We start from the raw sequence: 13,293 nt of genomic DNA, 5'->3' as shown, positions 1-13,293 counted from the left end.
CTAAAAATCAACAAAAATACTGAAAATTTTAAATAATGTTATTATAATAGATAATAGAATACATAGGAGGGAGATGTAAAGTATGAAAGTAGAAACGCTTCCAGTTATTAAAGGAGAAAATAATTTGTTGAATTATGAAGAAACATATGCAGGTTTCAACTGGGAAGAAGTTAATAAAAACTTTTCTTGGTATGAAACAGGGCGAGTAAATATGGCATATGAGGCAATTGATAAACATGCGAAATCTGATCGGAAAAATAAAGTGGCACTTTATTATCAAAATGGATCGCGCAAAGAGAAATATACATTTAAAGAAATGAAGGAGTTCTCCAACAAAGCGGGAAATGTCCTGAAAAACTATGGTGATGTAGAAAAAGGAGATCGCGTTTTTATTTTCATGCCGCGTTCACCAGAATTATATTTCGCACTTCTTGGTGCAGTGAAATTAGGAGCAATTGTTGGTCCGTTATTTGAAGCATTTATGGAAGGAGCGGTGCGCGATCGTTTAGAAGATAGCGAAGCGAAAGTGTTAATTACAACGCCTGAATTGTTAGAGCGTGTCCCGCTTAATGATTTACCAGCGTTAAAAACAGTCTTTCTTGTTGGAGAGAATGCAGAAGAAGGCGGAAAACTTGTTGCGTTTAATCCATTATTTGAACAAGCTTCTAACAAACTTCAAATCGAATGGTTAGACCGTGAGGATGGATTAATTCTTCATTATACATCCGGTTCTACAGGGAAACCAAAAGGTGTTCTTCACGCACAGAATGCAATGGTGCAGCATTATCAAACGGCAAAATGGGTGCTTGATTTAAAAGAAGACGATGTATACTGGTGCACAGCTGACCCAGGCTGGGTAACAGGAACTGCTTACGGGATTTTTGCGCCGTGGTTAGTAGGTGGATCAAATGTCGTTTTAGGGGGACGCTTTAGTCCAGAGGCATGGTACGAAGCGTTGCAAGATTACGGTGTAACAGTTTGGTATAGTGCGCCAACAGCATTCCGCATGTTAATGGGAGCTGGCGAAGAAGCGATTAAGAAATACGATTTATCAGCACTCCGTCACGTACTAAGTGTTGGTGAACCATTAAACCCAGAAGTAATTCGCTGGGGAATGAACGCATTTGGTCTTCGAATTCATGATACATGGTGGATGACAGAAACAGGTGCGCAAGTGATTTGTAATTATCCTTGTATGGAAATTCGCCCAGGATCAATGGGGAAACCGATTCCAGGTGTGAAAGCAGCGATTGTTGATAATGAAGGGAATGAAGTACCGCCATATACAATGGGGAACTTAGCGATTGCTAAGGGCTGGCCATCGATGATGCGCGCAGTTTGGAACAATCCGCAAAAATATGAGTCTTACTTTATGCCGGGAGATTGGTATGTATCAGGTGACTCTGCTTATATGGATGAAGATGGATATTTCTGGTTCCAAGGGCGTATTGATGATGTCATTATGACTTCTGGTGAGCGCGTTGGTCCATTTGAAGTAGAAAGTAAATTAATTGAACACTCTGCGGTAGCAGAAGCTGGTGTAATCGGTATTCCAGATCCAGTGCGCGGTGAGATTATTAAAGCGTTTATCGCACTGCGCGCAGGTTATGAAGCATCTGATGAATTAAAAGAAGAGATTCGTCAATTTGTGAAAAAAGGACTTGCAGCTCATGCAGCGCCAAGACAAATTGAGTTCCGAGATAAACTACCGAAAACGAGAAGTGGTAAAATTATGCGACGCGTGTTAAAAGCGTGGGAGCTAAACTTACCAACAGGTGACTTATCAACAATGGAAGATTAAGAAAGAAAGGTCTGAACGTATATTTCGTTCAGGCTTTTCTTTTTTTGTGCTATCATAAAGGATGAACAACTTATATATACGTGTTGAAGGGGATGCTATCATGAAAACAGAAAAAGAAAAAATGATACAAGGGGAAATGTATGTATCTGCTAATCCAGTGTTAGTAGAAGGTAGGGAGCATGCTCGTATATTAACAAGAAAATTAAATGAAACACCGGAAACAAAATATGAAGAGCGTAGTTTAATTGTAAAAGAATTATTTGGATCAACAGGTGACAACATTCATATTGAATCTTCTTTTAAATGTGATTATGGCTACAACATTCATGTTGGAGAAAACTTTTACGCGAACTTTGATTGCATCATTTTAGATGTATGTCCTGTCACAATTGGTGAGAACTGTATGCTCGCTCCAGGTGTCCACATTTATACAGCAACACATCCACTTGACTGGGTCGAGCGCATAAGTGGTGCCGAGTTTGGGAAGTCAGTAACAATTGGGGATAACGTTTGGATTGGCGGGAGAGCCATTATTAATCCGGGTGTGACGATTGGTGATAATGCTGTTATTGCTTCGGGTGCAGTTGTAACGAAGGATGTACCTGATAACGTTGTGGTTGGTGGAAATCCTGCGAAAATAATAAAAAAAATAAATTAAGCCTTGAACCAAGTGCCTCCCTCATCTGTATACATTTATGAAACAATAGACGAGGGAGGCCTTTATATGTTTAATAAATGGATGCTTATTTTTGCCTTAATAGGAATTATAGTCGTATTTTCTTGTGGTATGTTATTGCCTATGGCGATTGGATTTAAGGTTTCAATGATTACAGCCGGAATTATTATGATTGTTATGTTTTCTATCATTATTCCTTTTGATAAGAAATATATTGTGAGAAAAAAGGGGAATAAAATTGATTTTACAAAAACAAAAGTTTACTTTCGCTGGAATGTATTTGATACAATCTCTGCCTGTATTGCGGCATATGCTTGTCTATGTGTACAGGTGCTTAATTTTTTAGTTTTAAGCGGATTAACAATTCAAAATCCATATGTACAGTTTTTTACGAATCAAGCGCAGGTTTGGACATTAGTCGCAAGTATTTATTTAGTTAGCCGAATCTCTTTAACGCTAAAAGGAATAAAGGAGATTAAAAAACATGGCGCAGATTGGGATTGAGGAAGAGCTCATGCTTGCGTATCAAAATGGAGATAAGCAGGCTGGAGAAAAACGATATGTTTTGATCAAACCAGCGCTATATAAAATTTTGTATCGATTTAACCGTGATGAGCAATTGAGTATAGATCTCGTTCAAGATACTTTTTTAATGTTAGAACGTAAGAAGCATATGTATGAGATTGAAAAGGGGAAAATTAAAACGTATTTGTTTCAAATCGGTTATCGCCTTATGATTAATAAATTGAATCGAAGAAAAAAGTGGCGCTCTCTTTTACCGTTTTTAGTACCGATTCAGGAGAAGGAGTTTTCACAAGAAGACCGGCTCACCGTAAGAGAGGCAATTTTGAAAGTTCCTCGAGATCAGCGGGCTGTCCTTATTCTTTCTTATTATCATGATATGCCGCAAAAGGAAATTGCAGAGGTGCTTAATATTCCTGTAGGAACGGTGAAATCTAGGCTTCATAACGGCATTAAGAAATTGAAACAATTGCTGGAGGTGGATGAAATTGAACGAAAATCCCTTTGATAAGGAATATAGATTGAAACAGCATTTAGATAGCGATCATGTGGAAATTCCTGATTTTCCGCAAAAAGTTAATATGGGAGATCGTTTTTTACGTTTTCTGGCTTCTCCAGCAAAAGATCCTGTGGAAGCAACGATTGGAAATGATTTATCAATTGTGTTTCATGTATCGTTATTAGCTAGTGTTCCGATTCTTTCTTTGATTACGATATTCATCGCGAGTCTGTAAGGAATGGAATATCGAGAAACTTCCAGCTCTATTTGACATGCCTATATAAATGATGGTATAAAGAAAAGTATATAAATAATTGAGCGTGGAAAGGGAGAAGTAGTGATCATTTCCCTGTTTTAGAGAGCTGATGGTCGGTGAAAATCAGCACATAGATGATCGCGAATTACGCCCCTAGAGCATCTTTTTTCGATTGAATCGTATTCAAAAGGGAAAAGACGGTGCTGAGCCGTTATGTGAATGAGGTGGTAGGCTTTTGCCTGCAACTAGGGTGGTAACGCGATAATCAAAATCGTCCCTTATTTGAGGGGCGATTTTTTTATGTTTTCAAATTTCGCGCTCGATTAATTTAAAGGAGAGTATGTAGGATATGGGTATTTTACAAGATCTTGAATTTCGCGGACTAATTAATCAGCAAACAGATGCTGAAGGTTTACAACAATTATTAGAAAAAGAAAGCGTTAAATTATACTGTGGTTTTGATCCGACAGCAGATAGCTTGCACATTGGTCATATGTTACCAGTATTAATGTTACGTCGTTTCCAACTAGCTGGTCATCAACCAATCGCACTTGTAGGTGGCGGTACTGGTATGATCGGTGACCCAAGTGGTAAAAAAGCAGAGCGTACATTAAATACGAAAGATACAGTTGCTTACTACACGGAAAGTATTAAAAATCAGCTTTCAAACTTCTTAGAGTTTGAAAATGTAGAAAATCCAGCAACGATGGCTAATAACTATGATTGGCTTGGTAACTTAGATGTAATTACATTCTTACGCGACATCGGTAAAAACTTCGGTTTAAACTATATGTTAGCAAAAGATACAGTAGCATCTCGTTTAGAGACTGGTATTTCATTTACTGAATTTAGTTACATGATTTTACAATCATACGACTTCTTAAATCTATACCAACAACAAGGTTGCCGCCTGCAAATTGGTGGTAGTGACCAATGGGGTAACATTACAGCTGGTCTTGAATTAATTCGTAAATCAGAAGAAGATGCGAAAGCATTCGGTTTAACAATTCCGCTTGTTACGAAATCTGATGGTACGAAGTTTGGTAAAACAGAAGGCGGCGCAATTTGGTTAGATCCAGAGAAAACAACTCCTTACGAGTTCTACCAATTCTGGATCAATACAGACGACCGCGATGTTGTAAAATACTTAAAATACTTCACATTCTTATCTCATGAAGAAATTCTTGAGTTAGAAAAACAAGTATCTGAAGCGCCAGAAAAACGTGCAGCACAAAAAGCACTAGCTTCTGAAATGACAAAACTTGTTCATGGCGCTGAAGCATTAGAGCAAGCAATTAAAATTTCTGCAGCATTATTTAGCGGTTCTGTAGCTGAACTAACTGCAAACGAAATTGAGCAAGGTTTCAAAGATGTACCATCTGTAGAACGCAGTGCAGAAGATACAGTATTAATCGACTTGCTTGTTGAAAGCAAAATTTCACCATCAAAACGCCAAGCGCGTGAAGATGTAACAAATGGTGCAATTTACGTAAACGGTGAGCGTACACAAGCATTAGATTATGTTGTAACAGAAAAAGACCGCATTGAAGGTAAATTTACAATTATCCGCCGCGGTAAAAAGAAATATTTCTTAATTCGTTACTAATCAATACAGGTTTATAAAAAAGGCTTTGGGGAGACATACTCCTCAAAGCCTTTTTGTTTTAATCTTCTTTCTATGTTCATACGGAAATCACAAGTGAGGAGTATGATATATGTATAAGATAAAAGAAAGGAGTGGTAAAAGAAAATGTCACTAGAAGCGCTCATCATCTTTTCTTTGCTAAATGCTGGTCAGCTTGCGGAGAATACACAAAGTGATGTACATAAAAATCCTAAAGATGCTTATGTGTATGTGGAGAAACAAGAAGATAAATAAACTTTATTTTATATATAAGGGTAAGTTAAAAAAGGATGATAAAGATAGCGTTCGCTTTCGTTATCATCCTTTTTTAATAAGTGCTATAAGAACGAAAAAAGCCGATCCAAAGGATCGGCTTTTCGTCATTAACGAGAGTAGAACTCTACGATTAACGCTTCGTTGATTTCAGCAGCTAATTCAGCGCGCTCTGGTAAGCGAGTGAAAGTAGCTTCTAATTTATCAGCATCGAAAGTTAAGTATTCTGGTACGAAGTTGTTAACTTCGATCGCTTCTTTAACAACAACAAGGTTGTTAGATTTTTCGCGAACGCTGATAGTTTGACCAGGTTTTACACGGTAAGATGGGATGTCTACGCGAGCACCATCAACCATGATGTGACCGTGGTTTACTAATTGGCGAGCTGCACGACGAGTGCGAGCTAAGCCCATGCGGTAAACTAGGTTGTCAAGACGAGCTTCAAGAAGGATCATGAAGTTTTCGCCGTGTTTACCTGGCATTTTACCTGCTTGGTCAAATGTGCGACGGAATTGACGCTCAGTCATGCCGTACATGTGACGAAGTTTTTGTTTCTCTTGTAATTGTAAACCGTATTCTGAAAGTTTCTTACGTTGGTTAGGACCGTGAGGACCTGGTGCGTAAGGGCGTTTTTCTAATTCTTTACCTGTGCCGCTTAGAGAGATTCCAAGACGACGAGACAGTTTCCAAGCTGGACCTGTATAACGAGCCATAGTTGACTCCTCCTTTAAGTGTTTTTATTTTCGTAAAATAAAAACAGACGTAATCGACATTTATGCGCATTTTGTTTTCATGTACCTTCGCTCCAGCAGCAGGGAGTTACGAGATACACCTCACACAAGAGGAACAAAATACAAACAATAAACTCACATTACAAGGCTGCCTTTTTATTTTACACAAACGCTATTATATCTTTTGAATCTTATTTCGTCAAGTGAGTTCGTATTTTGTTTTATACATGTAAAGTTTGGAAATTACAAGAAGGAATTTAAAACAACATGAAAGAAAGGATAGCAACAGATAGAAAACGCTTACATAAAATAGAAACATAAGGGGGATGTTTGTATGAAAAAGAAACAGATAGAAACAGCGCTGATTCATCACGGGTATGATTCCAAGATGCATAAAGGGAGTTTAACGCCACCGCTATTTCAAACTTCAACGTATACATTTGAAACAGCGCAGCAAGGAGAAGCAAGTTTCGCTGGGCAGGACCCATCTTACATTTATTCAAGACTTGGAAATCCGACTGTGGAATTGTTTGAGGAGCGTATGGCTGTTTTAGAAGGAGGAGAATCGGCGTTAGCGTTCGGTTCTGGAATGGCCGCAATTTCGGCGACACTTCTCGCATTTTTACGTGCTGGAGATCATATCATTTGCTCAAACGGTTTGTATGGATGTACGTACGGTTTTTTAGAAGTGTTAGAAGAGAAGTTTATGATTACACATTCATTATGTGATATGGAAACGGAAGAAGAGATTCAGGCAAGTATGCGTCCAAATACAAAGTTGATATTTGTTGAAACGCCCATTAATCCGACAATGAAGCTCATCGATTTAGAAAAGGTTATTAAAGTGGCAAAACAAAATGAACTGCTTGTCATTGTCGATAATACATTTTGCTCGCCTTATTTACAAACGCCTCTTACACTCGGCTGTGATGTTGTTCTTCATAGTGCTACAAAATATATTGGCGGTCACGGTGATGTTGTTGCTGGTGTGACGGTTTGTAAAACGAAGGAGCTAACTGAACAAATTCGGCCGATTCGAAAAGATATTGGCGGAATTATGGCGCCTTTTGATGCATGGCTTTTGCTGCGTGGTTTAAAGACGTTAGCTGTACGAATGGACCGGCACTGTGATAATGCGGAAAAAGTCGTGGCCTTTTTGAAAAATCACGAAAGTGTTGAGGCAGTTTGGTATCCAGAAGGAGAAATAGCATTGTCTCAAATGAAGCGCGGAGGCGGTGTGATTTCATTTACGATTAAAGGTGGAAAAGAAGAAGCACAGGCATTCATGAATGAATTGCAATTTATTACAATTGCGGTGAGTCTTGGTGACACAGAGACGTTAGTGCAACATCCAGCAACGATGACGCACGCTGTCATTCCAGCGGCAGTACGCCATGAAATGGGCATTTCTGATAATTTAATACGCTTATCTGTTGGATTAGAATCATGGGAGGATATTGTCTCGGATTTAGCGTACGCGTTCCAGAAGCAATCGAATGCATTTTCTCATGTGAATGGGGAATGAAAAAATGAGCCATCGATTTACTAAATAGATGGCTCGCATCTTTTACATATGTTTTAGGAGCGTTTCCACAAACTTCTCTAAGTAGTGCTGATCCACTTCATCGAAACGATTTTTTTCAGGACTATCAATATCGAGTACACCGATGACGGTGCCTTCTTTTATAATCGGTACAACAATTTCGGAATTAGAAGCGCTGTCACAAGCGATATGCCCTGGAAATTGATGAACATCTGCAACAAGTTGCGTTGTTTTTGTTTCAGCTGCTACGCCGCAAACACCGCGTCCAAATGGAATACGAACGCACGCAGGCATTCCTTGAAATGGCCCGAGTACAAGTTGATTTCCTTCTGTCACATAAAAGCCAACCCAGTTAATACGCTCTAAAAATTGGTTTAAAAGAGCAGAAGCATTTGCTAAATTTGCGACCACATTTGATTCACCTGTTAACAATGCATTAAGTTGTTTGATTACTGTTTCATATTGCTGCTCACGTGATCCTGCATAACCTTCTTTTGTAAACATGGAAACGGCACCCTTTCTATCGAGAAATGTAAAATCATAGCAAAATACGCTGTATTTCATATGACTTTGTCGATAGAAAATTAAAGGAATTTGTCTTAAAAGTCAAGAAATTTACATTATAGCTGTTCAGGGTGAGAGGAAGTGAGCGCATGAAGCAGACGAAACAAAAGGTAATTGATGCGGCAATTTCATTGTTTTATACGAAAGGGTACGATGGAACATCGGTGCGAGATATTGCAAAGCGGGCGGATGTGAATGTGGCTAATATTTCATATTATTTTGCTGGAAAGCAAGGTTTATTAGAACAGCTTATAACTGATTTTTTAGAAGGATATGTCGAGGTAATTGAAAGGTCATTTGAACAAAGAGAGTATTTGCCAGCTAAAGAAGTGATGAATCAAATTGTACGAGGAATTTTACGCTATCAGTTTGAGCATAGGGAACTTACTCGTTTTTTTTACCGAGAGCTTTCAATTGATACAACGTTGATCCGGGAAGTGATGACTGTTTATTTTTCTAAAGAAAGATATTATATAGAGCAAATCATTAAGCAGGGGCAAGTGCAGCAAGAGTTTCAAAAGGTGTCTTTTACAATGTTTATGACGCAATTAAAGGGCATGATAAACATGCCGTATTTATATCCACAATATATATCGGAGGTACTGCATTCGTTTCCATCAGAAACATTCTTTTTGGAAATGTATACGAAAGAAGTAGAGCAATGGATGGAACAAATATTATGTTTAACGCATATGTATTATCCGTTACCGAGAGCAGTCCATATGTAAAATACCCCCGCCATATTTTAGGTGGGGATATTTTTTGGCGTGTTTTTCAAGAAGTGATTTCTTCTTGGATACGCTCTTGCTTTCGTTGCCATAAGTTGTTGCATAGTAAAGCGATAATGGTAATCATCGCTCCAATTACTTCAATTTCTTCAATTTTATAGCCTCGAAAAATCGATCCGATAAGTGCCAGTACAGGAACTAAATTCATAAATAAAATACCGTTAATGGATGAAATATATCGATTGCCCATATTCCAACAAAAGACGGCGATAACTCCTGCGATAATCGACATATAAAATAGCTCAAAGCGAACTGTGACGATTGTATGGAGAGGCGGTACAGAAATCAAGTTTGTATACGTTAGCAAAGCCACAATAAGGACGAGTGAAATGGATCCGAATAAGCAAGTAAGTGCTGTATATCGAAGCGGTGACCAATTTTGAAAACGGGAACCACCATTTGTATAAATGACCCAACACATCACGCCGCATAACATAAATAGATTTGTGGAGACATGACTAGCGGCTCCAAATAATAGGTGAATATTACCTTTTGAAATGACAAGCATAACACCGATAAGTGCACAAAGCATACAAAGAAATGTATAGTTTTGTGGTTTTTTATTTTTTAAGATCCATTGTAATAGTAAAGCAAGCAGCGGCATAAGAGATTGAATCATGGCTGCATGAATAGCCCCTGAAGGTCCTGCTAATTGCTGTCCATAGAAAACAAGAAATCCGTATCCGGCAAAACCGACTGTACCATAAAATAACAAATGGAGAGCTTGTTTTTCTAAGTGAAAAGCGACTTTTCCTTCAATCATGAAGAGAAGAACAGTAAAAATAATAGCTGCGGATCCATAGCGGATTGTTGTGAAAAAGAATGGATCTATAAACTGCAGAGCGCTGGCCATAACAGGAAACATAAATCCCCAAGCTGTTACGGCAAGTAAGCATAAAAGGGACCCAAGTAGCATTTGTTTTTTACTCACGAGTATCTTTCTCCTTTTTATTCCGATATTATAGTAAGTTCATAAAAATAAGCATGAGATGAGTATAGCGCTCGCTTTCTATGGATAGGAAATATTGATTTTTTATAGCGGTTATAACTTTTGGTTAGAGGTGTGTATCATATGGATTTTGAAGCAGTACAATCGTTTATTGAGGTGAAACATACAAGAAGTTTATCGAAAGCGAGTAAACTTCTGCATATTTCGCAGCCAGCCCTCAGTAAACAAATTCAAAGATTAGAGGCGGACTTAGGAGTCAAGTTATTAAAACGGTCTGCACAAGGAGTGGAATTAACAGAGGCTGGGGAGCTATTTATAAAACGGATTGAGCCAATTATAGAACAAATAAATGATGTGAAAGGAGAGTTGAAAGAGTATCAAGAGAAGAAAAAGATTTCAATTGGGGTATTGCCGAGTTTAGCTGCTCATTACATATCAAAATGCAGAGGTACATTAGAACAAATATATGAAGTAGAATGGCAAATTGAACATACGAAAGTGCTAATGGAATTATTTCGGGAGCGAAAGATTGACGCAATGTTAGTTGATTCAATCGTGGAAGGAGCAAAGCTTGTAAAAGAAGTAAGAAGAGAAAATATTGTTTGTGTTGTTTCGGATGAACATGCCTATAAAGATGAACATACGATTCAAATAAAAGATTTGCAGCATGAAAAACTTATTATTTATCCGGAAATTTGCGATATTAGAAAAATGATTATGACAATGTTCAAAGGGATAGGTGTTACGCCTACTATCGCCGTAGAAACATCCTACGCTGAGCCGATGCTTGCGATGGTTCGGGCTGGCCTGGGTATTACGTTGTTGCCAAAAATTGCAGTGGAGCAGGCAGTGCAAGATGGGATTCGTATTATACATGTGGAGCCAACGTTAACGAGAGTGGTTTATTTTATATCCCATAGAGAAGGTGTATCTTTATTACAGTCTTTCCAGTAAATGTTTATAAATGCAGCGGAGTATGGAAAAAGAAAATCGAGAAATTTTTAGAAGGAATATTACAAACGCAACAAAAGAAACAAGAAATTTTAAAAAAAACTAGGTCAAAAACACGTCATTACATGGTATGATTAGTACATTGTTAGTTGTTAAATATAGGGGATTTCCCTTTTTATACATAATGCCTTCCATTTCATAAACGGAACGGACAAAAAAAGAGATATAATAGGAGGCTATTTTACATGGATTCTATTCTGACGATCGTTATCATCGTAGTAAGCTCTATTCTAGTGCTGCTCATGATAGAGCTCGTGATAAGAAATCGTTTATATAAAGATATTGAAGCACTTGAGCAGTGGAAACAAGAAGTCAAAGATAAACCTGTTGCAGATGAATTGAAACGGGTTAAGGATTTAAATATGACTGGACAAACAGAGGAACTGTTTGGAAAGTGGCGTGAAGAATGGGATGAAATTGTTGCAAACCTTCTGCCAAAAGCTGATAAAACATTAGAAAATGCCCAAAAGTCAGCCTCACAATTTTCCTTCCGAAAAGCAAAGCGTTTGATGAGTGAATCCATTCGTGATTTAGATGAAGCGGATAACCGCATTACGGAGATTTTAAATGAGCTACAGCAATTATTAGAGAGCTATGAGAAAAATAGTTCGGAAATTGAAGGTTTACGTGATACATATCGTAGTATGAAAAAGAATGTATTGGCTCATCGTCATATGTTTGGACAATCCGAACAGAAAATTGAAGAGTTACTTGATATAGAATCAGCGAAGTTTCAAGAGTTTGACGAGACAACGGCAAACGGTGATTATTTAAAGGCACGTGATATTGTAAAAAGTTTGGAAGATGGATTGGCGAACTTAGAAATTATCGTTCATGAAATTCCTGATTTATTAGTGGAGTGTCAAGCAACATTACTGGTACAATTGGATGATTTATTACAAGGTCACGATGATATGAAAAAACAAGGGTATGTATTAAATCATTTAGAAATCCCTAAAGAAGTACGGGATATGAACAAACAACTACAAACATGTCTGATTGATTTAGAAGAGCTTCATATAACAGAAGTAAACGAGAAAATAGAAGGCTTAAAAAAGCGTTTGGATATGTTGTATGATCAATTAGAACAAGAAGTACATGCGAAGCATTATGTAGAGAAAAAGTCAGTTAGTATTTACGAAGATTTAGAGGAAATTCATGAAAAAGCAATTGAGACAAAATCCGAAACGCAATTTGTGAAACAAAGCTATCAGCTGCAAGACAAAGACATTGAATCACAAAAGTTGATTGAAAAACAAATGCATATTTTAATGAAACGATTTGAAGTATTGCAATTACGTGTTGCAGAGCAAGATATTGCATTCTCTGTTATTCGTGAAGAACTGGAAGAGATTTATGAGCAATGTGAAACATTGAAGGTACTTCATGTAGAGTATAAAGATATGTTGCAAATGATGCGTAAAGAAGAATTTGAAGCGCGTGAGAAATTAAATGAAATGCGTAATATGATCATAGAAGCTAAACGCTTTATGCAAAAGTCTAACTTACCAGGTCTTCCAGAAAGCATTATGGAAGATTTACAAAGAGGACAAGAGGCAATGCAAGGTGTATATGAGCAGTTAGAATTAAAACCACTAAATATGAATGTTGTAAATAGTATGTTAGAAGAAACATATACAATGGTAAACGGTGTATATGAAAAGACGCAGGAGTTAATTGGACAAGCGTACTTAGTAGAAAAGCTAATCCAATATGGTAATCGCTACCGTAGTCATGATGTGGATTTGGCGCAAAGCTTAGAGAATGCAGAGAGATTGTTCCGCGAATATGAATATGATGCAGCTTTAGAACAAGCAGCTTCTGTTTTGGAACAACTTGAACCTGGTGTTGTACAAAAAATTGCTGAATTTGTTGATAATGAACAAACCCCTTGATGAAAAAGGGGTTTGTTTTTTTGCACTGGATCTGTGTAAATTCTAGAGCGATATTGCTATAATGAATAGCGGAATACAGCAGTGTTTTTCGTTTCAAAATATAGAAGTATACTTCTGTATTGAAAAATGGAACCTTTGAGTATGTTTAGCGTAATTGCACG

14 protein-coding genes and 1 other annotated feature are annotated in these 13,293 nt (G+C 37.6%); of the genes, 11 read left to right on the top strand and 3 right to left on the bottom strand.

Annotation, left to right across the window (positions count from 1 at the left end; translation table 11 throughout):
- Positions 1-82 precede the first annotated feature (82 nt).
- The 7 genes from acsA to C564_RS0104130 all read left to right on the top strand — a co-directional run bounded on the left by acsA (position 83) and on the right by C564_RS0104130 (position 5,633).
- A complete protein-coding gene (gene acsA, locus C564_RS0104160) occupies positions 83-1,801 on the top strand; it encodes an acetate--CoA ligase (protein WP_003201133.1) in 1,719 nt (572 codons plus the stop codon).
- 100 nt (positions 1,802-1,901) lie between these two features.
- Positions 1,902-2,459: a maltose acetyltransferase domain-containing protein gene (locus C564_RS0104155; RefSeq protein WP_018764511.1), complete on the top strand. Its 558-nt coding sequence runs from the start codon at positions 1,902-1,904 to the stop codon at positions 2,457-2,459.
- Between the two features lie 66 nt (positions 2,460-2,525).
- Positions 2,526-2,981: a hypothetical protein gene (locus tag C564_RS0104150; RefSeq protein ID WP_018764510.1), complete on the top strand. Its 456-nt coding sequence runs from the start codon at positions 2,526-2,528 to the stop codon at positions 2,979-2,981.
- The gene (locus C564_RS0104145) at positions 2,962-3,507 is read left to right on the top strand and encodes an RNA polymerase sigma factor (RefSeq protein WP_018764509.1); all 546 of its coding nucleotides are present in this window, start codon (positions 2,962-2,964) and stop codon (positions 3,505-3,507) included. The genes C564_RS0104150 and C564_RS0104145 overlap by 20 nt, the downstream gene beginning before the upstream one ends.
- A complete protein-coding gene (locus C564_RS0104140) occupies positions 3,488-3,733 on the top strand; it encodes a hypothetical protein (RefSeq protein WP_018764508.1) in 246 nt (81 codons plus the stop codon). Before C564_RS0104145 ends, C564_RS0104140 begins: the two co-directional genes overlap by 20 nt.
- Positions 3,734-3,810: 77 nt before the next feature.
- Positions 3,811-4,036 (top strand) — a binding site (T-box leader).
- Positions 4,037-4,103: 67 nt separating this feature from the next.
- Positions 4,104-5,360, top strand: coding sequence for a tyrosine--tRNA ligase (tyrS, locus tag C564_RS0104135; RefSeq protein ID WP_003201146.1), 1,257 nt, complete (start codon positions 4,104-4,106; stop codon positions 5,358-5,360).
- 144 nt (positions 5,361-5,504) lie between these two features.
- Positions 5,505-5,633: a hypothetical protein gene (locus C564_RS0104130; protein ID WP_003201148.1), complete on the top strand. Its 129-nt coding sequence runs from the start codon at positions 5,505-5,507 to the stop codon at positions 5,631-5,633.
- Positions 5,634-5,761: 128 nt separating this feature from the next.
- Here C564_RS0104130 and rpsD read toward each other — a convergent pair whose 3' ends face one another.
- The gene (rpsD, locus tag C564_RS0104125) at positions 5,762-6,364 is read right to left on the bottom strand and encodes a 30S ribosomal protein S4 (RefSeq protein WP_003201150.1); all 603 of its coding nucleotides are present in this window, start codon (positions 6,362-6,364) and stop codon (positions 5,762-5,764) included.
- A gap of 352 nt (positions 6,365-6,716) precedes the next feature.
- On the opposite strand from rpsD, the gene megL reads away from it, so the two are divergent.
- Positions 6,717-7,907, top strand: coding sequence for a methionine gamma-lyase (gene megL / locus C564_RS0104120; protein ID WP_018764507.1), 1,191 nt, complete (start codon positions 6,717-6,719; stop codon positions 7,905-7,907).
- A gap of 42 nt (positions 7,908-7,949) precedes the next feature.
- On the opposite strand, the gene C564_RS0104115 is transcribed toward megL, so the two are convergent.
- The gene (locus C564_RS0104115) at positions 7,950-8,429 is read right to left on the bottom strand and encodes a GAF domain-containing protein (RefSeq protein ID WP_003208691.1); all 480 of its coding nucleotides are present in this window, start codon (positions 8,427-8,429) and stop codon (positions 7,950-7,952) included.
- Positions 8,430-8,578: 149 nt separating this feature from the next.
- Between C564_RS0104115 and refZ the strand changes: the two genes are divergently transcribed.
- Entirely contained in the window at positions 8,579-9,217 is a 639-nt protein-coding gene (gene refZ, locus C564_RS0104110; RefSeq protein ID WP_018764506.1) for a forespore capture DNA-binding protein RefZ, read from the top strand.
- 46 nt (positions 9,218-9,263) lie between these two features.
- On the opposite strand, the gene C564_RS0104105 is transcribed toward refZ, so the two are convergent.
- Entirely contained in the window at positions 9,264-10,208 is a 945-nt protein-coding gene (locus tag C564_RS0104105) for a DMT family transporter (protein ID WP_003201158.1), read from the bottom strand.
- Positions 10,209-10,349: 141 nt separating this feature from the next.
- Here C564_RS0104105 and C564_RS0104100 point away from each other — a divergent pair, with 141 nt between their 5' ends.
- Together C564_RS0104100 and ezrA are read left to right on the top strand one after the other, a co-directional pair.
- A complete protein-coding gene (locus C564_RS0104100) occupies positions 10,350-11,180 on the top strand; it encodes a LysR family transcriptional regulator (protein ID WP_003201160.1) in 831 nt (276 codons plus the stop codon).
- 242 nt (positions 11,181-11,422) lie between these two features.
- Complete coding sequence (gene ezrA, locus C564_RS0104095; RefSeq protein WP_018764505.1) at positions 11,423-13,132, top strand: septation ring formation regulator EzrA; 1,710 nt, start codon at positions 11,423-11,425, stop codon at positions 13,130-13,132.
- Positions 13,133-13,293 lie beyond the last annotated feature (161 nt).

Origin of the sequence: Bacillus sp. 105MF (assembly GCF_000374885.1) — a bacterium.
Classification (GTDB): domain Bacteria; phylum Bacillota; class Bacilli; order Bacillales; family Bacillaceae_G; genus Bacillus_A; species Bacillus_A pseudomycoides.
Note: the sequence above shows the minus strand (reverse complement) of the source record. Positions and strands in the feature narration are given on the sequence as shown.